Annotated in this window: 17 protein-coding genes; 7 read left to right on the top strand and 10 right to left on the bottom strand. The window is 68.6% G+C overall.

Annotated elements, in window-relative coordinates; all coding sequences use genetic code 11:
• Positions 1–6: 6 nt before the first annotated feature.
• The 3 genes from QRN67_RS16130 to QRN67_RS16120 all read left to right on the top strand — a co-directional run bounded on the left by QRN67_RS16130 (position 7) and on the right by QRN67_RS16120 (position 4,197).
• Positions 7–2,619, top strand: a complete 2,613-nt coding sequence (locus QRN67_RS16130) for an excinuclease ABC subunit UvrA (protein WP_285412606.1) — start codon at positions 7–9, stop codon at positions 2,617–2,619.
• Between the two features lie 115 nt (positions 2,620–2,734).
• Positions 2,735–3,607: a glucose 1-dehydrogenase gene (locus tag QRN67_RS16125; protein ID WP_106937920.1), complete on the top strand. Its 873-nt coding sequence runs from the start codon at positions 2,735–2,737 to the stop codon at positions 3,605–3,607.
• A 179-nt stretch (positions 3,608–3,786) separates the two neighbouring features.
• The gene (locus QRN67_RS16120; RefSeq protein ID WP_081271026.1) at positions 3,787–4,197 is read left to right on the top strand and encodes a hypothetical protein; all 411 of its coding nucleotides are present in this window, start codon (positions 3,787–3,789) and stop codon (positions 4,195–4,197) included.
• 133 nt (positions 4,198–4,330) lie between these two features.
• On the opposite strand, the gene QRN67_RS16115 is transcribed toward QRN67_RS16120, so the two are convergent.
• The 5 genes from QRN67_RS16115 to QRN67_RS16095 all read right to left on the bottom strand — a co-directional run bounded on the left by QRN67_RS16115 (position 4,331) and on the right by QRN67_RS16095 (position 7,650).
• Complete coding sequence (locus QRN67_RS16115; RefSeq protein WP_285412602.1) at positions 4,331–5,404, bottom strand: extracellular catalytic domain type 1 short-chain-length polyhydroxyalkanoate depolymerase; 1,074 nt, start codon at positions 5,402–5,404, stop codon at positions 4,331–4,333.
• A 28-nt stretch (positions 5,405–5,432) separates the two neighbouring features.
• Positions 5,433–5,858 (bottom strand): ribbon-helix-helix domain-containing protein, encoded by a 426-nt coding sequence (locus QRN67_RS16110; protein WP_285412600.1) that lies wholly within the window; start codon positions 5,856–5,858, stop codon positions 5,433–5,435.
• Positions 5,859–5,927: 69 nt separating this feature from the next.
• Positions 5,928–6,344 (bottom strand): hypothetical protein, encoded by a 417-nt coding sequence (locus QRN67_RS16105; protein WP_285412598.1) that lies wholly within the window; start codon positions 6,342–6,344, stop codon positions 5,928–5,930.
• A gap of 53 nt (positions 6,345–6,397) precedes the next feature.
• The gene (locus QRN67_RS16100) at positions 6,398–6,772 is read right to left on the bottom strand and encodes a response regulator (RefSeq protein ID WP_285412596.1); all 375 of its coding nucleotides are present in this window, start codon (positions 6,770–6,772) and stop codon (positions 6,398–6,400) included.
• A 149-nt stretch (positions 6,773–6,921) separates the two neighbouring features.
• Entirely contained in the window at positions 6,922–7,650 is a 729-nt protein-coding gene (locus tag QRN67_RS16095) for a glycosyltransferase family 2 protein (protein ID WP_285412594.1), read from the bottom strand.
• Positions 7,651–7,901: 251 nt separating this feature from the next.
• On the opposite strand from QRN67_RS16095, the gene QRN67_RS16090 reads away from it, so the two are divergent.
• Entirely contained in the window at positions 7,902–8,225 is a 324-nt protein-coding gene (locus QRN67_RS16090; RefSeq protein ID WP_285412592.1) for a hypothetical protein, read from the top strand.
• 37 nt (positions 8,226–8,262) lie between these two features.
• Here QRN67_RS16090 and QRN67_RS16085 read toward each other — a convergent pair whose 3' ends face one another.
• On the bottom strand, positions 8,263–9,159 hold the full coding sequence (locus QRN67_RS16085) for a LysR family transcriptional regulator (protein ID WP_285412590.1): 897 nt from the start codon (positions 9,157–9,159) through the stop codon (positions 8,263–8,265).
• 99 nt (positions 9,160–9,258) lie between these two features.
• Between QRN67_RS16085 and QRN67_RS16080 the strand changes: the two genes are divergently transcribed.
• Positions 9,259–10,125, top strand: coding sequence for an SDR family oxidoreductase (locus QRN67_RS16080; RefSeq protein ID WP_285412588.1), 867 nt, complete (start codon positions 9,259–9,261; stop codon positions 10,123–10,125).
• A 46-nt stretch (positions 10,126–10,171) separates the two neighbouring features.
• Positions 10,172–10,879, top strand: coding sequence for an NAD(P)-dependent oxidoreductase (locus QRN67_RS16075; RefSeq protein WP_285412586.1), 708 nt, complete (start codon positions 10,172–10,174; stop codon positions 10,877–10,879).
• Positions 10,880–10,890: 11 nt separating this feature from the next.
• On the opposite strand, the gene QRN67_RS16070 is transcribed toward QRN67_RS16075, so the two are convergent.
• The 4 genes from QRN67_RS16070 to QRN67_RS16055 all read right to left on the bottom strand — a co-directional run bounded on the left by QRN67_RS16070 (position 10,891) and on the right by QRN67_RS16055 (position 14,775).
• Positions 10,891–12,639 carry a RecQ family ATP-dependent DNA helicase gene (locus QRN67_RS16070; RefSeq protein WP_285412584.1) on the bottom strand — a complete coding sequence of 583 codons (1,749 nt, stop codon included), beginning with the start codon at positions 12,637–12,639 and terminating at the stop codon, positions 10,891–10,893.
• Positions 12,639–12,971 (bottom strand): hypothetical protein, encoded by a 333-nt coding sequence (locus QRN67_RS16065; RefSeq protein ID WP_081271019.1) that lies wholly within the window; start codon positions 12,969–12,971, stop codon positions 12,639–12,641. Before QRN67_RS16065 ends, QRN67_RS16070 begins: the two co-directional genes overlap by 1 nt.
• A gap of 2 nt (positions 12,972–12,973) precedes the next feature.
• Positions 12,974–13,420 carry a DUF2934 domain-containing protein gene (locus QRN67_RS16060; RefSeq protein ID WP_285412581.1) on the bottom strand — a complete coding sequence of 149 codons (447 nt, stop codon included), beginning with the start codon at positions 13,418–13,420 and terminating at the stop codon, positions 12,974–12,976.
• 182 nt (positions 13,421–13,602) lie between these two features.
• Positions 13,603–14,775, bottom strand: a complete 1,173-nt coding sequence (locus QRN67_RS16055) for a PAS domain-containing sensor histidine kinase (protein ID WP_285412579.1) — start codon at positions 14,773–14,775, stop codon at positions 13,603–13,605.
• Between the two features lie 125 nt (positions 14,776–14,900).
• On the opposite strand from QRN67_RS16055, the gene QRN67_RS16050 reads away from it, so the two are divergent.
• On the top strand, positions 14,901–17,339 hold the full coding sequence (locus tag QRN67_RS16050) for a catalase (RefSeq protein WP_285412578.1): 2,439 nt from the start codon (positions 14,901–14,903) through the stop codon (positions 17,337–17,339).
• Positions 17,340–17,349: the final 10 nt, after the last annotated feature.

The following is a 17,349-nucleotide window of genomic DNA, read 5'->3' as shown; positions in this document are numbered from 1 at the left end:
GCGCACATGCCGGATCCAAAATTCGCCCCTGAGCGCTTCGTTCGCGTGCGCGGCGCGCGTGAACACAATCTGCGCAACGTGGATGTCGACATCCCGCGCGACGCGCTGGTGGTCTTCAGCGGCATCTCGGGCTCGGGCAAGTCGTCGCTCGCCTTCGGCACGCTCTATGCCGAAGCGCAGCGGCGCTATTTCGAATCGGTCGCGCCGTATGCGCGCCGGCTGATCGACCAGGTCGGCGTGCCCGCGGTCGATGCCATCGACGGCCTGCCGCCGGCGGTGGCCCTGCAGCAGCAGCGCGGCACGCCGGGCGCCCGTTCGTCGGTGGGCAGCGTCACGACGCTGTCGAGCCTGCTGCGCATGCTGTATTCGCGGGCGGGCGACTACCCCGCGCGGCAACCGATGCTGTACGCGGAAGATTTCTCCCCGAACACGCCGCAAGGCGCCTGCCCGACCTGCCACGGCCTGGGCCGTGTCTTCGAGGTCACCGAGCAGTCGATGGTGCCCGACGACACGCTCACCATCCGCGAACGCGCGATCGCCGCCTGGCCGCCCGCGTGGCACGGGCAGAACCTGCGCGACATTCTGGTGACGATGGGCATCGACGTCGACAAGCCCTGGCGCGAGCTGCCGAAAAAGACGCGCGACTGGATCCTCTTCACCGAGGAGCAGCCCACGGTGCCGGTGTATGCGGGCTTCACGCCGGCCGAGACGCGCGCCGCCCTGCGCAGCAAGATGGAGCCGAGCTACCAGGGCACCTTCATGGGGGCGCGAAAGTATGTGCTGCACACCTTCGCGACCACCCACAGCGCGTTGATGAAGAACCGCGTCGCGCGCTTCATGGTGGGTGGTGATTGCCCCCAGTGCCATGGCAAGCGGCTCAAGCCGGAGGCCCTGTCGGTACGCTTCGCGGGCCATGACATCGGCGAGATCGCGCGCATGCCGCTGCATCGGTTCGCGGATGTGCTGCGGCCCGTGGCACTCGGCGACGCCGCCGGCGCTGCGGCTCCGGGGCCGGTCCGGCGCGCCGCGCTTCGCACGGCCGGTGCGGGCGCGGGCAGCCATGCGAGCGCACCCGACGTGCGGCGCACGCCCAACCAGTCGCAGGAAAAGCGCATGGCCGCACAGCGCATCGCCCACGAGATGCTCGAGCGCGTGACCACGTTGCTCGAGCTGGGGCTGGGCTACCTGTCGCTCGACCGCAGCACGCCGACGCTCTCGCCCGGCGAACTGCAGCGCCTTCGGCTGGCCACGCAGATCCGCTCCAACCTCTTCGGCGTCGTGTATGTGCTCGACGAGCCCTCGGCCGGCCTGCATCCCGCGGACGGCGAGGCGCTGGTGCTCGCGCTCGAAACGCTCAAGCGATCGGGCAATTCGCTCTTCGTGGTCGAGCACGACCTCGACCTGATGCGGCGCGCCGACTGGCTGGTGGATGTGGGGCCGGGCGCGGGAGAAGAGGGCGGCGTCGTGCTCTACAGCGGGCCGCCCGAGGGCCTTCGCCATGTGGCGCAATCGCACACGGCCCGTTACCTGTTCTCGGCGCAGTCGGCGCCCGCCCGGGCGTCGCGCACGCCGAAGGGATGGCTGAAGCTGGAGGGCGTCACGCGCAACAACCTGTCGGGCGTGGCGGCTGCGTTCCCGCTCGGTGTGCTGAGCGCCGTGACCGGCGTGTCGGGCTCCGGCAAATCCAGCCTGGTCAGCCAGGCGCTGGTCGAACTGGTGGCCGCGCATTTGGGCCATGAGCCGCCGCCGGCAGAGGAAGAGCAGGGGGACGAGCCAGCGGTCGCGGGCCGCACGGGTGGACGCATCGTGCAGGGCATGGAGGGAATCCGGCGGCTGGTGCGCGTCGACCAGAAACCCATCGGCCGCACGCCGCGTTCCAACCTGGCGACCTACACCGGGCTCTTCGACCATGTGCGCAAGCTGTTTGCCGCCACCCGCGCCGCGAAGTCGCGTCGTTTCGACGCCGGGCGGTTTTCGTTCAACGTGGCCAAGGGCCGATGCCCGACCTGCGAGGGCGAGGGCTTCGTCAGCGTCGAACTGCTGTTCATGCCCAGCGTGTACGCGCCTTGCCCGGCCTGCCACGGCTCGCGCTTCAACGCGCAGACATTGAGCGTGCGCCTGCGCGGGCGCACCATCGCCGATGTGCTGGGGATGACGGTGGAAGAGGCATACGCCTTCTTCGAGGCCGACGCTGCCATCGAGCGGCCGCTGCAATTGCTGAGGTCCATCGGACTGGGCTACCTGCGGCTGGGGCAGCCCGCCACGGAATTGTCGGGCGGCGAGGCGCAGCGCATCAAGCTCGCCACCGAACTGCAGCGGGCGCAACGCGGCGATGCGCTCTATGTGCTGGACGAGCCGACCACGGGCTTGCATCCCGCCGACGTCGACAAGCTGACCGCGCAGCTCAACAGCCTCGTGGATGCGGGCAACACCGTGATCGTGATCGAGCACGAGATGCGCCTGGTCGCGGGCTGCGACTGGGTGATCGACATGGGGCCCGGGGCCGGCGGGGAAGGGGGGCGCATCGTCGCCAGCGGAACGCCAGGCGACGTTGCAAAGAGCACGCAGGGCCGCACCGCCCCCTATCTGGCGCGCTGGACCGCATCCGGGCGCGGCTGACGGGCGCTCGGAATCGAGCGCATCAGGTCGGGCGTTTGTCCGACGGCAGCGTGTTCCTCGGCGGGTAATTTGAACGGCAGACACGCCTGATTCACACCCCCCGAAGGAGCACACCATGACGGATCCACTGCACGCCGGTCCCCGACCGCCTTTCCACACACCCGAACAATCGCCGCCCGGACTCGAGTCGAAGATGGAGCCGCGGCCCGACTTCGGCGAGTCTTCCTATGTCGGCAGCGGCAAGCTGCAGGGCAAGGCTGCGCTGATCACCGGTGGTGACAGCGGCATCGGCCGTGCCGTGGCGCTTGCCTTCGCGCGGGAGGGCGCCGACGTGCTGATCTCGTACCTGGCCGACGAAGAATCCGACGCACAGGTGTGCAAGCAGCTCATCGAGCGCGAAGGCCGGGTGTGCGTGGCCGTGCCCGGCGACATCTGCGAGGAGGCGCATTGCAACCGGCTCGTCGCGACCGCCATCGAGCGCTTCGGCAAGCTCGACGTGCTGGTGAACAACGCCGCGTTCCAGATGAGCCACAAGGACCTGGGCGAGATCACGGCCGAAGAGTTCGACCGCACCTTCCGCACCAACGTCTACGCCAACTTCTTCCTTTGCAAGGCTGCCTCGGCACACATGCGGCCGGGCAGCGCGATCATCAGTACCGCGTCGGTCAACGCGGACAAGCCCAATGCCACGCTCGTCGCCTACGCCGCGACCAAGGGCGCCATCCAGAACATGTCGGGCGGCATGGCGCAGCTGCTCGCGGAGAAAGGCATCCGCGTGAATTGCGTGGCGCCGGGGCCCTTCTGGACGCCGCTGATTCCCTCCACCATGCCGCCGGAGAAGGTCAAGGAGTTCGGCAAGCAGACGCCGATGAAGCGTCCCGGCCAGCCGGCGGAGCTGCAGGCCGTGTATGTGCTGCTGGCCTCCGACCAGGCGAGCTACATCTCGGGCGCGACCATACCTGTCACGGGCGGCGTGCCGTTCATCTGAGGCTGCGGGAGATGGCGGCAGGCCCATGTGCACTTCCTGCCTGCGCGCGCGAATGGCAACGACCTAGCCCGCTTGAAGGCGTCGTCCTACCCGGAAGGTCTTTCCGATTTCCTACATTGATTTCACCGGAGACGCACAGTGCACTCCGCAGATCAATCAACTCCGTGAGGGACATTCCCATGAAAAAACATCTTCTCGTTCTCGCCATCGCTTCTTCCTGCTTCGCCATGACCGCTGCCAACGCAGCCGACGGCATGACGAAGGATCAATACAAGGTCGCCAAGGAAAAGATCTCGGCCGACTACAAGGTGGCCAAGGCCAAGTGCGACGCGTTGAAGGACAACGCCAAGGACGTGTGCATGAAGGAAGCCAAGGGCACTGAAAACGTCGCCAAGGCCCAACTGGAGCAGGACTACAAGCCGAGCGCCAGCCACGCCAAGAAGGTCGCCGAAGAGACCGCCACCATGAACTACGAAGTGGCCAAGGAAAAGTGCGACGACCAGTCCGGCGATGCCAAGAGCGCCTGCGTGAACCAGGCCAAGGCCGATCACGACAAGGCCAAGGCCGACATCAAGGCCATGAAGAGCTGATTTGTTTCAGCGACATCGGGGATTCGCCTGCACGCTGTGTAAATAGCCTGCAGCGGTCCCCGAAAAATGCCCTCCCGGCTTGAGCCCGGAGGGCATTTTTCATGGGCAGTCTGGCGTCTTTCTGCCGGGGCTTTTACCGCGCCAGCCGCTGGCCGAGGAAGAAGCGCAGCATCTCCCGGCTTGCATCGACGCCGTCGGGCTGCGTGTAGCTGCCTTGCGCACTGCCCCCCGACCAGGCGTGGCCCGCGCCGTGCAGGCGCCAATGCTCCGCCTGCCCGCGACCGGGCGATGCGGCGTAGAGCGTGCGGGTGTAGCGCCGGCCTGCCGGCGAACGGCCTTCGTCGACCGCCCCGGGCGCCGCGCCCGCCACGATGGCCAGGCCGTTGCTCGCATGCACCGTGGTGTCGGCGTCGCCATGAAAAACAATGGTCGGCGGCGAGGACATGTCGGGACCGGACCCGCTGGCCGCGGGCCCCGAGCGCATGGCGTTCAGCGCGCTCATCATGTCGTGCGCCGCGCCATGCGGCAGGCCCGAGTGCACGCCGATGGCCGCATAGATGTCCGGGTAGCAATGCCCGAGGATGTCGGCCATGGCACCGCCCGCCGACAGGCCGGCGACGTACACGCGCAGGCGGTCCGCGTCCTGCTGCGCGACGACGTGCTGCGTGAGCGCGGCCAGCAGCTCCGGCTCGCCGCGCCCGCGCTGCTGGTGCGGTGTCTTGAACCAGTTCCAGCACTTCTGGCCGTGCGCGCGTTGCGTCTGCTCGGCGTAGACCACGATCGCGCCGCTGCCGCGTGCGTGCTCGTTCATTTGCGTGCCGGCTGCGAAGTCGGCCGCCGACTGCGTGCAGCCGTGCAGCATCAGCACCACCGGGCGCGGCGTGGCGGCTTCGCCGGCGGCGCGCTTCGGCACGAAGAGCATGTAGTCGATGCTTCGGCCCTTGTGGGCGAAAGAGGCTCGGGTCCATACGTCCGCCTCGCCTTGCTCCTCGCGCGGCGGCGGGGTGTGTGCAGGCCGCTCGCGCTCGATCACTCGCGCCTCGACATCGATCACGTCGGCGTCGTCGGGACCCGTCGCTGGCGCTGCGGGTCGCGCGTTCGCTTCCCCGCGCAGCGCGCGCTGGATGGCTTCGGTGGCCTTGGCCAGCTGCCCGGTGCGCGTGAGCTCGGCGGCTTCGTTCATCAGGCCGGAGAAAAGTGGATTCATGGTGTGGGCCCGTGAGGTACCGGTGAGGTCAATGGACACGCCCCGCCAGCGCGGCTTTCACCGCGGGTGGAGCGTGGAATGCGCCGAGCACGGTCAGCGATTCGATGGTCGCCAGGGCCAGTGCGGGGGTCACGTCCGGCGCGATCACGGCCAGGCCGAGCACGCGGATCTGCAGCATCTCGCCTGCGGCGCGCACGGCCTCGAGATCCGCCGCCGAGAAGCTCTGCAAGCCCAGCACCAGCGTCTTTCTCGACACCGCCTGGCGCAGCGCGTCGGCATGCGACGCCAGGTGGGTGCGGATCGCCGTGCGGATGAAATCCGTGCGGTTCGAGTAGAACCCCTCGGCCACCAGCAGGTCGATGTGGCCGAGGTCCACGAAGCCCATGTTGATGGTGATCTTCTCGGACTCGGGGGCTTTGGCGAGAGGGAGTTTGGGCGCGGTCGTCGGTGACATGCGCCATCCTAGCACCATCCATATGGATGGTCTACGGATGTTTTTGGGATGGTGTGACGGCGGCCCGGCTCAGACTTTCTTCCAGCTGCGGCCGTCGACCGTGCGATAGGTGCCGCCTGTGGCGCAGCAGCCACCGGCACCGAAGGCCCGGCGCCCGAGCGTCGCGGTCAATGCGGTGCCATCGAAAGACAGCGACTGCCGTTCGCAGGAGGTCCAGAACGGATAGGGGTCGGGCTTGAGGACGCTTGTCCAACGGACCTCGCGGCCCGCGAGGTATTCGACCTGGAACACCTCGCAGTCATGGACCAGGAAATGCGCGGGCGCGCCGGCGAGGCGGCCTTGGAACACCTGCCCGGCGGGCGCGTCACGCGTGAAGACGGCTTCGGGGCTCAGTGCCGGCGGTGCGGCCGGTGCCGTAGACACGTCGCAGCCCGACAGCGCGCACACAGCCAACAAAGCGCAAAGAATTCGATCCGTATGGCTCATGGGCAGCGAGCATGCCATCGTTCAAGCCGGCAAGGGCGCGAGGGTGCCGAGCGCTAGAGCCTGTTCAACTGCTCGAGAAAATCCAGCAGTCCGTCGATCTCGGTCGACTTGTCGAAGACCGCATCCGCTCCCAGCAGCAACGCGCGGCGACGTACTTCCTCGGTCGCATAGTTCGAGAAGATGACGACCCGCTGGTGCGGCAGCCGTGCCCGGCAGCGGTCGACGACGTTGAGGCCCGAGCCTTCACGCAGGAAGAGGTCCACGACGGCAACGTCCCAGTGGGCATCGTGTGCTTCGAGCCACGCCATGGCTTCGGCTTCGGTCTCCGCGAAGCCGCCCACACGCGCGGCGGACAGGCTCTCGATGGTCGGAATGAGGTTGTCTCGAATGACTTGGTTGTCCTCGACGAGGAACGCAGTGACAGGCATGTTCCTAACCCTGTTGATCGACCTGACGAAGGCCGTTGAAGTCAGCCTAGGGTCAGGGTGTCGAGCCGTTGTAGGAGTCCGATGGCACCGCATGTGAGACGGCCTGCCAGCCGGGCAGGGGCTGGCGGCGACATGGCTGGCGAAGCCGCTCAGGCAGGTTGCGCGGCAGCGGCAGCGGGCGTTGCCAGCAGCGGCACGGCCGCGACTTCGGCGATGCGCTGCGCCACGGCGTTCAGCAACGCGCCCGCGAATCCGCCCGGCGCCCGCGCATCGGTGCGCGCGCTGGTCACCACGCGTGGCCGCGAACTCCATGCGACGCGCCGACCCGCCTTGACCAGCGCATCGACGAGCTCGGTATCTTCGCTGCATGCCAGGTGCCTGAAGCCGCCCACGCTGCGGTAGGCCTCGGCAGACACGCCGAGGTTCGCGCCGTGCACATGGCGGTGGTCCTCGCGATCGAAATACGTCTGCTGGAAGTGCGCCTGCAGCAGATCGGCATGGCATCCGTGGGGAGACCAGTCCTGCACGCACACCGTGCCGCAGACCACGTCGGCCTGCAACGACAGCTGGCTGGCCAGCCACTCTTCGGAAACCAGGGTGTCCGCGTCGGTGAAGGCCAGCCATCTCGCCGCGCGCGACAGCATGACCTGCGCGCCCACGGCGCGGGCCAGGCCCACGTTGCGCGCTCGCACGCTCACGGTCGCGGCACCGGCGTTCGCGGCGAGCACGCCGGTCGCGTCGGTGCAGTCGTCGAGCACCACGATCGTTTCCACCGGCTCGCCCATGAGTGCCGGATGTCGCGCGGCCAGCCGCGTGGCCGCCAGGCAATCGCGAATGACCTGCTCTTCGTTGTGCGCCGGGATGACGATGCCGATCATGGTGGGGCCCTCAATGGTGTTGCTGTTCTGGTGGAATCGACGATGTGAGCCCTGAAGGTAGATTCGCGGTCAAGGAGGCCGCGTCAGGCGACAAGCGGCTGGGGTGTAGGCGGCCTTCATGAAGCCCGCCCGCAAGAGGCGCCGAAGCGGGCCCACCTACAGGCGTTCCACATGCGCCCCGACACACGGTGCGAGCCGCGAATTGCCCAATGGCATCTCGACAAGTTGTCGACATGAAGCAGGAGAGCGAAATGGAACCGATGAAGCCCATGAAGCCCATGAAGCCCATGAAGAACATGGCCCCCATGAAGCCGATGGAGCCGCCGGACAGCAGCTGGTGGCCCGGCGGCCTGTCCGACCCCTCGAGCACCGGCAGCCAGAACGGCGTGAGCTACGCCTTCTTCGCGCAGCAGCGGCGGCTGGTCGTGAAACAGAATGGCACGGTCAGGCAGTACGACACGGAGGGGCACCGCATCACCGGCGTGAGCCAGCAGCAACAGAACGCCGAAGGCGGCGCTCCGACCTTCGCGAGCCAGGACGGACCGGTGAAGCTTTCGTCGCTGAAGGAGGTCTGACTCTCTCGTCGCACCGCGACGCCGCCGTGCCCGAGCCTCAATCGATGAAGGACGCCAGCTCGTCGGGCGTGCCGGCGGGAAATGCCTCTTTCAGGAAGTCCAGGAATGCTGAAACGCGCGGGCTCAGCAGCCTGCGCGACGGATAGAGCACCCACAGTGCGATTTCGGGCCCTTCGACGTCGCCCCAGTGCACCAGTCTGCCGGCGCTCAGGTCCTGAGCGACCAGCGACAGCGGCAGCTGCGCGGTTCCCACGCCAGCCCTGACAGCGTCGCGAACCATGAACAACGAGGACAGGCGCAGCACAGGTTCCACGGCGATGCGCCGCCTGCCGGACGCGGCGGCCACCTCCCAGCTCGAATGCGAGGCCGCCGCCCCGCCCGCGCGCATCACGGCCGGGGCGGCCGCGGTGCCCTTCGGGCGGGCGAGCGCCGGGCTCGCCACCACCACGAGCCGGTCACGCAGGAAGATTCGGCCCACCAGTCGCGCATCAGGGTCCGGGTTCACGCGGATCACCAGGTCGTAACCCTCTTCGACCATGTCGACCGGCCGGTCCTCGGTGGTGACCTCCAGGTGCACGTCCCTGTATTTCAGGGCGAAGCTGGCGGCGAGCTTGCCCATCGCGGCTTGCGAGAAAAGCAGCGGCGCGCTCACCCTCAGCCTGCCGCGCGGCGCTCCGCCGCCAGAGGCGATCTGCGCCGCGGTTTCGTCGAGTTCGGTCAGCAATACCGATGTCCGCTCGTGGAGGGCGCGGCCTTCCTCGGTGAGCTTCAGGGTGCGCGCACCCCTCTCGAACAGCCGCAGGTCGAGCGCGCTTTCCAGGTCGGCGACGCGGCGGGAAAGGGTCGCCTTGGGCCGCCCGGATTCCCGGGCCGCGCGCCCGAAGCCGCCGTGACGCGCCACCAGGTTGAAGTCGGTGAGGGCGAGGAAGTCCATGTGTTCCATCAGTGAGACGAGGTGTCCAAATATATGGGCTATCGGTCCATCGATGGAACTTTGAAGATCGAGGCTCCTTCAACGAACCGGAGTTCTTCCATGACCATCCTCATCACCGGCGCCAGCGGCGCCATCGGCCGCCAGGTCGTCCAACATCTCGTCGACCGCGGCGCCGCGGTGCGTGCGCTCGTGCGCGATCCTTCCAAGGTCGCGTTCCCGGCCGGCGTGGAGGTCGTGCAGGGCGACCTGCTGGACGTGCAGGCAACGCGCCGCGCCCTGGCGGGGGTGTCGACTCTGTTCCTGCTCAACGGCGTCGTGCCCGACGAATTCACGCAGGCACTCGTCACGCTCAACCTGGCGCGCGAGGCGGGGATCGCGCGCGTCGTCTACCTGTCGGTGATCCACAGCGACAAGTACCTCAACGTTCCCCATTTCGCGGGCAAGTTCGGGGTGGAGCGCATGCTCGAGCAGATGGGCTTCGGCGCCACCATCCTGCGCCCGGCTTACTTCATGCAGAACGACCTCACGGTCAAGGATGTCGTGCTCGGGCATGGCGTCTATCCGATGCCGGTCGGCGGCAAGGGGCTCGCGATGATCGACACGCGCGACATCGCGCAGATCGCCGCCATCGAACTGCTGCGGCGCGACGCGTCGCAACCGCTGCCGCTGCAGCGCATCAACCTGGTGGGCCCCGACACGCTGACGGGCGCCGATGTCGCCGGCCTGTGGTCGGCCGTGTCGGGTCGCCCGATTGCCTACGGCGGCGACGACACGGCCGCCTTCGAGAAGAACCTGCTGAACTTCATGCCGGGCTGGATGGCCTACGACATGCGCCTCATGAGCGAACGCTTCCTGTCGGAGGGAATGATCCCCGAGGCCGGCGACGTGGAGCGCCTCACCGCGCTGCTGGGGCGTCCCCTGCGCTCGTACCGCGATTTCGCCTCCGAGGTCTGCGCGGCGGCCTGAGCGCCGCGCCGGCCACCCACGCACACGCACACGAAAGGATCCCACCATGATCTATCCATCCGCCACAGAGACGGTCCCTGGCCGCGAGCAGGCGATGCGCGACGCCGCGGCCCAGGCCCGCCGCCGGAGCGTCCTGGTGCTCGGCGCCACCGGCGGCACGGGCCGGCTGATCGTCCAGCAGGCGCTGGCACGCGGGCATGACGTCCACGCGCTGGTGCGCTCGCCCGAGAAGGCGACCGGGCTGGAGGGCGCAACGCTCACTTTCGGGGACGCCCGCGACGAACGGGCGTTGCGCACCGCCCTCGAGGGCAGGGATGCCGTCGTCAGTGCGCTGGGCACGCCGGCCAGCCCGCTGCGGGAGGTGACCCTGCTCTCGGCCGCAACGCGTGCCCTCGTCGGCGCCATGCGCGCGGAAAGCGTCAGCCGGCTCGTCTGCATCACCGGCATGGGTGCCGGGGACAGCGCCGGGCACGGCGGCTTCTTCTTCGACCGGCTGATCTTTCCCGCGCTGTTGCGCAAGGTCTACGACGACAAGAACAGGCAGGAAGCGCTGGTGCGGCAAAGCGAGCTGGACTGGGTGCTGGTGCGGCCGTCGGTGCTCAACGACAAGGCCTCCGGACCGGTGGTGCGTGTCTTCACGGATCTCTCCGGCTTCCACGGCGGAACCATCGCGAGGGCGGACGCCGCACGCTTCGTGCTGGACCAGGTGAACAGCGACGCCTGGCTGCATCGTTCACCCCTGATCTCCTGGTGAAGTGGCCGGCGTCAGGCCGCCTGCGCGCATGCCGGCAGCGACTTCCGCACGGCGGCGGCGGCGCGCGCCACGGACCGGCGCAGGGCCGTCACATAGTCCGGATGAAAGCAGCGTTCGCTTCCGTCGTCGAACCCCACCGTGACCGAGCTGCCGTCCGACGCCACCACCGTGCCCCGGCCGAAGCGCCGGACCTTCACGGCGTCGCCGGCGCAAAAGGCCGACAGCGCCGGCGAGGCCTGTTGCACGTTGCCGGCGCTCACGACGATGGGTTGGGCCATGGCCGCCTCATGCGCCGCAATGCGCCGGCAGTTGTCGCACGTGCCGCAGCGCCGCATGCGCGCGGACTCGTCCAGATCGCCCAGTAGCATCTGCCATCGGCACTGGCCGGACTGCGCGTACGCCACCATGCGTTCGAGCGTCTCGCGGTCCTGCACGCGCCGCTGCGTGTAGGTCTCGAGCAAGGCGCGCAGGTCGGCGTCGGTGATCTCGGTCTTGCGCACCGACAGGCGTGCGCGCCGGTCGGCCCTGAGCACCTGTGCCTGCTTGAGCAGCGCGATGCCGGCCTGCAGCCGGGTGCGTGGCTGCTCCAGCGCGTCGAGCAGGCGGGCGGCCGTCCAGCCCGCGGGATCGGGCGGTGACGCCAGCAATTGCCGGTGGATCGCGTCGAGGTCCTCGAGCTGCGGATACTTGCCGGCAAGAAAGAACTGCTGCACCGTCCGGTCCTTGGCGTGGAAGAGCAGGGTGCAGCGCGCGCGCTCGCCGTCGCGCCCGGCGCGTCCGGCTTCCTGGTAGTACGCGTGCAGGCTCGAGGGCATCTGGCCATGCAGCACGAAGCGGATGTCGGGCTTGTCGATGCCCATGCCGAACGCATTGGTGGCCACCATGACCCGCACCTCGCCCGCCATGAAGGCCTCCTGCGCAGCGGTGCGCTCGCGCGAACCGAGCTTGCCGTGATATAGCGCCGCGGCCACGTCGCGTGCCTTCAGCGCATCGAAGGTGCGCTGGGCGGCCTTCACCGTCGCGGCATACACGATGCCGCTGCCTGACTCCTGCGCCACCAGCTCGACGGTGCGGCGCAAACGCTCGTCCTCGTCGGCCAGTTGCTCGACCGCAAACTGCAGGTTGTCGCGGTAGGCGCCCGTATCGACCAGGCCCGTGCGGGGAATGCCCAGCTGCTTCATCACGTCGGCGACCACCTCCGCGCCGGCCGTGGCCGTCAGCGCCAGCACGGCCGGGCTGCGCAGAGCCTTGATGGACGGTCCGATCTCCAGGAAGGCGGGGCGAAAATCGTGCCCCCACTGCGAAATGCAATGCGCCTCGTCCACGACGACCAGCGCCGTCGGATGCGCACCCATGCGTCCGAGGAAATCGGGCTCCGCCAGCCGCTCGGGCGTCGTCAGCACGATCCGCGCGCTGCCGTCGGCGATGTCGCGCTCGGCCTGCGCAACTTCCTCGGCGCCGAGCGCGCTGTTGACCTGCACCGCGTGGATGCCCAGCTGCCGCATCCGGTCGCACTGGTCTTTCATGAGCGCGATGAGCGGCGACACCACCACTGTCTTGCCCTCGAGCAGCAGCGCGGGCAATTGGTAGCACAGCGACTTGCCCGCGCCCGTGGGCATCACGGCGAGTGTCGGCAAGCCTGCCATGACGCGCTCGATCACCTCGGCCTGGCCGCGGCGCAGATCCCGGTGGCCGAAGACGCCGTGCAATACCTGCCGCACGCTGCCGTGGATGCCCTTCGCCTTCGTATGGCCTGCCATCAGATTTCCTCGGCGTCGCTGTCGTCCCCCTCATCCCCTGCGTCCTGCTCGCCTTCGGCCGCAAGCTCGTCGGCGCGAGCCGCATCGGGGTCGTCGATGGAGGTCGACGCTTCGAAGGCGTCATCGGGAAACACGCCCACCCGGTCGGGCAGGATGTCCGCGTTGGTGGCTTCCTCGAAGCCGGCCTCGCCACCTTCGTTGGCCGCGTGGTCGCCCGTGCCCAGGGCATCGCTGCCGCTGTCGCTCGAGTCGCTGGGGCCCAGGCTTTCTTCGTCGGTTCCCTTGGGGTCGAGGGGCGGGCGTTCGCCGCCCAGGATGCTGCTGGTCGCCATGGTCAGGTTCCTCGCGTCGGGTTGGAGGCGTTCGCCTTCCGGTCGATTTCCTGTTCGGCCTGCAGCCAGTCCTGCTCTTCGCTGCCGGCGCCGCCGCCTTCTCGCTCACGCCGCTGGTAGGCGTCGTAGGCGGCGCGGCGGATCGCTTCCTCGCGCGAGACTTCGCCGGGCGCGTCATCCGGCGCGTTGCCTTGGCCTGCACCGGGCTCGCGATTGGGCGCCGGCGTCAGGTCCTCGGTCAGGCCGAACGCCGCGGAGTCGTCCCGCTTCGTGGCGGCCACGTTCTTGCGCTTGTCCTGCATGCGCTCGGTCGGACCGGGACCGGACACGTCCTCGCCGGCGGCGGTCTTCCTGCCGGTGAAGCTCTTGCCCGCTCCCATGTTGTCGACGCCGCCGCTGGTGGCGGGGCGGGTTCCGTCGCCGGAACCGCTGACGGGGGTATCGCTCATGTCGTTCTCCTGTGTGCTGGTGTTCAGAGGTGCCGGCCAAGCGCCGTCGAGGGCCGTGCACGTCTGAAGATTCGAGCGCACGGGGATGCCGCGGCGTAGGCGCACTTCAGCACTGGCTGTATGAGATTGGAGTTCGTTGCGCCGCCGACCGCAGGTGCCGCGCGGCCCGGGACACCCGACGATCAGGCGTCGTCGCCCGGGTTCAGCGGAAGGCGAACGCTGAACTCGCTGCCGTGGCCCTTGCCGTCGCAGCGCACGTCCACGAAGCCGCCATGCGCGTGGACCAGATCCCTGACCAGCGACAGCCCGACGCCGAAGCCGCCTTCGGAGTGCTGCGGATTCTCCTGGGTGAACAGCTCGAAGATCACCGGCAGCAGGGACGGATCGATGCCGATGCCGGTGTCCTCCACCCTGATCACCGCATGGTCGATCTCGACCGTGCAGCGCAGCCAGATGCTGCCGCCCGGCGGGGTGTACTTGATGGCGTTGTGAAGAAGGTTGAACACGATCTGGTGAACCCGCTGCCGGTCCGCCACCACCGGCACGGGAACGGGCGGCACCAGCACCGAGACCACGTGCTGCTTCTTGTTCGCCTCCGAGAGCACGACGGCCGCGATCTTCTCGATCTCCGCCCCGAGGTCGAAGCGCGTCTTGCTCAGGCTGAGCTTGCCTGCGCCGAAGCGCACCACCTCGGCCAGGTCTTTCATCATCCGCTCCAGCAGGATGATCTGGTGATTGACCACGCCCGCGGGCGTGGCCAGTTCATCGGTCACCAGCCCCTTCCTGGCCATGATCTCGGCGGCCATGCCCATCGGCCCGAGGGCGTTGCGCACTTCGTGCACCAGCCGGCCGAAGAACGCGTCGCGGCCATGGATCGCATCGTGCGCGCCCTGCAGCCGGTTCTCCGTGGTCTCGATCTGCGCGCGCAGGTTGGTGCGGTCCGCCATCACCTTCACGAACCCGACATGCACGCCCTGTTCCCGCAGCGCGACCATGCTGCCGGTGACCCAGATGCGCGCCCCGTCCTTGCGCAGATGCCAGCGGTCGTCTTCCGAGCGGTTCGCGGAAACCGCGACCTGGCGCTCGAGCGCGGGCAGGCCCAGGGCGCGGTCCTCGGCCACGAACAACACATCGATGGGCTGCCCCACGATGTCGTCTTCGGCATAGCCGAAGAGCGCCGCAGCGGCACCTTGCCAGGCGGTGATCGTGCCCGCCGTGTCGAGCACGGCGAACGCGATGTCCGGCGACTGCTGCCAGAGCAGGATCGCAGCCCGTGCAGGGTCGACGGGCGTCGCGGAAGCCCGCGCACCGTTCGCAGGGGGGGTGGGAGGTGCTTCCTCGTCGGGCGGGGTCATCGGTCCATCGTAGACACGGCGCGTGCGCACCGCGTCAGCGCGCTTACCGCGCGCCGTGCGGCGGCCTCCTACATGGAGGCTCCGGATGCACGCACAGCATCGCCCGCTCACTTCACGAGTCAACCATGCCCAAAAAACCCCCAGTCAAGGCGGCAGCTTCAAGCGCAGCCGAAATCCTCGCGGCACGCGCCGCGGCACGCAACACCGACAGCGGGCCCGCGAGCCCGGCGCCCGCAGCCGCCGGCAAGGGCGACGCGCCCGCGCAGCGCGCGATCGACACGCAGGCGCTGGCCAGCGGCATGACCGCGAACGTCAACAAACCGCTCGAGCACGGCGAGGCCAACGCGCAGTCGACACCGGCAGGCGTGACAGTGGCGCCGCCTTCGCGCCTGCCTGGCGCCAGCACGCTGTCCGAAGCCAATGCGTCGGACAAGACCGGCGCCGTGGCGCCGGAGGCGCTCAACGCGACCATCGGCACGCTCGATCGCGTGCGCGTCGATTCGAGCGGCCAGGTGCTCACGACCAACCAGGGCGTGCACATCGCCGACAACCAGAACTCGCTCAAGGCGGGCGCGCGCGGGCCGGTGCTGCTCGAAGACTTCATCCTGCGCGAGAAGCTCACGCACTTCGACCACGAACGCATTCCCGAGCGCATCGTGCATGCACGCGGTTCCGGCGCGCACGGCTTCTTCGAGTGCTACGAGCCGCTCACGCAGTACACCAAGGCCGCGCCCTTCAAGGAGGCGGGCAAGGTCACGCCGGTGTTCGTGCGCTTCTCGACGGTGGCCGGCGAGCGCGGCTCCAAGGACACCGCGCGCGACGTGCGCGGCTTCGCCGTGAAGTTCTACACCGACGAGGGCAACTGGGACCTGGTCGGCAACAACATGCCGGTGTTCTTCATCCAGGATGCGATGAAGTTCCCCGACCTCGTGCACGCGGTGAAGCCGGAGCCGCACCACCAGATGCCGCAGGCCGCGAGCGCGCACGACACCTTCTGGGACTTCGTCTCGCTGATGCCCGAGTCGACGCACATGCTCATGTGGCAGATGAGCGACCGCGCCATTCCGCGCAGCTACCGCATGATGCAGGGCTTCGGGGTGCACACCTTCCGCCTCGTCAACGACGCCGGCGAGAGCGTGCTGGTGAAGTTCCACTGGCAGCCCAAGCTGGGCACGCATTCGCTGGTGTGGGAGGAGGCCGTGAAGATCTCCGGCGCGGATCCCGACTTTCATCGGCGCGACCTGTGGGAGGCCATCGACGCAGGCGAATATCCCGAGTGGGAGCTCGGCCTGCAGATCTTCACCGAGGAGCAGGCCGAGCAGTTCAGCTTCGACATCCTGGATGCCACCAAGCTGATTCCCGAAGAGCTCGTGCCGGTGCAGATCGTCGGGCGCCTGGTGCTCAACCGGAACCCCGACAACTTCTTCGCGGAGACCGAGCAGGTGGCTTTCTGCACGGCGCACGTCGTCCCCGGCATCGACTTCACGAACGACCCGCTGCTGGCGGGGCGCATCCACTCTTACGTGGACACGCAGATCAGCCGCCTGGGCGGCCCGAATTTCCACGAGCTGCCGATCAATGCGCCGATCGCGCAGGTGCACAACAACCAGCGCGACGGCATGCACCGCCAGGCCATCCATCGCGGACGCGTGGCCTACGAGCCCAACTCGCTGGCCGGCGGCTGCCCGTTCCAGGCCGGCGCGGCGCAGGGCTTCATGAGCGTGGCACGGCGCGTCGACGCCAAGGAGAGCGCGGACAAGGTGCGCATCAAGCCCGAGAAGTTCGCGGACCACTACACGCAGGCGCGGCTGTTCTTCGAGAGCCAGACCGAAGTGGAGCAGGCCCACATCGGCAATGCGTTCCGCTTCGAGCTGTCGAAGGTCACGGTGCCCGCCATTCGTGAGCGGGTGGTCTCCATGCTGATGAACGCCGCGCCCGACCTGGCGCAGCGCCTGGCGCAGGACCTCGGCATGGAGCTTCCGGCACCGATGCCGAAGGCGCTGGAAACGCCCGCCACGCCTGAGGTGGAACAGTCGCCCGCGCTGTCGCTGACGGCACGCCCGGGTGACGGCGGCATCCGCACGCGCAAGGTGGCGGTGCTGGTGGCCAACGGCGTGGAAGGCGCGTCGCTGGAGAAGGTGATTGCAGCGCTGGTGGCCGAGGGTGCGGTGCCGCGGCTCGTGGGTGCGCGGCTTGGCACCTGCGTGGGCGCCGGCGGAGAGAAGTTCGCGGTCGATGCGACCATGGAAAACTCCCCGGGCTTCCTCTTCGACGCGCTCGTGCTGCCCGATGGCGCGCAGGCCGTGGAGGCGCTCGACGCTGACGCGCACACGCTCGAATTCCTGCGCGACCAGTACTGGCACTGCAAGACCATCCTGGCGCTCGGCGCGTCGGAAGCTCTGCTCGCTCAAGCACAGATCCCGCTGACGATGCCCGAGGGGGAGCCAGACCCGGGGCTGATCCTGGCCGACGCCGCCAGTGTGGACGATGCCATCACCGCTTTCATCACGGCCGTGGGCGGCCCACGCCAGTTCGGCCGCGAGAACGACCCGCCACGGGCCTGATCGGCGCGGG

It is taken from the genome of Variovorax sp. efr-133-TYG-130 (genome assembly GCF_030208835.1).
Lineage (GTDB): Bacteria > Pseudomonadota > Gammaproteobacteria > Burkholderiales > Burkholderiaceae_C > Variovorax.
The sequence above is the reverse complement of the archived record's forward strand: the minus strand, read 5'-3'. Positions and strand labels throughout refer to the sequence as shown.

Excerpts from the sequence above, each read along its gene's own strand:
- QRN67_RS16130 (WP_285412606.1), top strand. The coding sequence starts at position 7 with ATGCCGGATCCAAAATTCGCCCCTGAGCGCTTCGTTCGCGTGCGCGGC.
- QRN67_RS16125 (WP_106937920.1), top strand. The coding sequence starts at position 2,735 with ATGACGGATCCACTGCACGCCGGTCCCCGACCGCCTTTCCACACACCC.
- QRN67_RS16120 (WP_081271026.1), top strand. The coding sequence starts at position 3,787 with ATGAAAAAACATCTTCTCGTTCTCGCCATCGCTTCTTCCTGCTTCGCC.
- QRN67_RS16115 (WP_285412602.1), bottom strand. The coding sequence starts at position 5,404 with ATGAATCCACTTTTCTCCGGCCTGATGAACGAAGCCGCCGAGCTCACG.
- QRN67_RS16110 (WP_285412600.1), bottom strand. The coding sequence starts at position 5,858 with ATGTCACCGACGACCGCGCCCAAACTCCCTCTCGCCAAAGCCCCCGAG.
- QRN67_RS16105 (WP_285412598.1), bottom strand. The coding sequence starts at position 6,344 with ATGAGCCATACGGATCGAATTCTTTGCGCTTTGTTGGCTGTGTGCGCG.
- QRN67_RS16100 (WP_285412596.1), bottom strand. The coding sequence starts at position 6,772 with ATGCCTGTCACTGCGTTCCTCGTCGAGGACAACCAAGTCATTCGAGAC.
- QRN67_RS16095 (WP_285412594.1), bottom strand. The coding sequence starts at position 7,650 with ATGATCGGCATCGTCATCCCGGCGCACAACGAAGAGCAGGTCATTCGC.
- QRN67_RS16090 (WP_285412592.1), top strand. The coding sequence starts at position 7,902 with ATGGAACCGATGAAGCCCATGAAGCCCATGAAGCCCATGAAGAACATG.
- QRN67_RS16085 (WP_285412590.1), bottom strand. The coding sequence starts at position 9,159 with ATGGACTTCCTCGCCCTCACCGACTTCAACCTGGTGGCGCGTCACGGC.
- QRN67_RS16080 (WP_285412588.1), top strand. The coding sequence starts at position 9,259 with ATGACCATCCTCATCACCGGCGCCAGCGGCGCCATCGGCCGCCAGGTC.
- QRN67_RS16075 (WP_285412586.1), top strand. The coding sequence starts at position 10,172 with ATGATCTATCCATCCGCCACAGAGACGGTCCCTGGCCGCGAGCAGGCG.
- QRN67_RS16070 (WP_285412584.1), bottom strand. The coding sequence starts at position 12,639 with ATGGCAGGCCATACGAAGGCGAAGGGCATCCACGGCAGCGTGCGGCAG.
- QRN67_RS16065 (WP_081271019.1), bottom strand. The coding sequence starts at position 12,971 with ATGGCGACCAGCAGCATCCTGGGCGGCGAACGCCCGCCCCTCGACCCC.
- QRN67_RS16060 (WP_285412581.1), bottom strand. The coding sequence starts at position 13,420 with ATGAGCGATACCCCCGTCAGCGGTTCCGGCGACGGAACCCGCCCCGCC.
- QRN67_RS16055 (WP_285412579.1), bottom strand. The coding sequence starts at position 14,775 with ATGACCCCGCCCGACGAGGAAGCACCTCCCACCCCCCCTGCGAACGGT.
- QRN67_RS16050 (WP_285412578.1), top strand. The coding sequence starts at position 14,901 with ATGCCCAAAAAACCCCCAGTCAAGGCGGCAGCTTCAAGCGCAGCCGAA.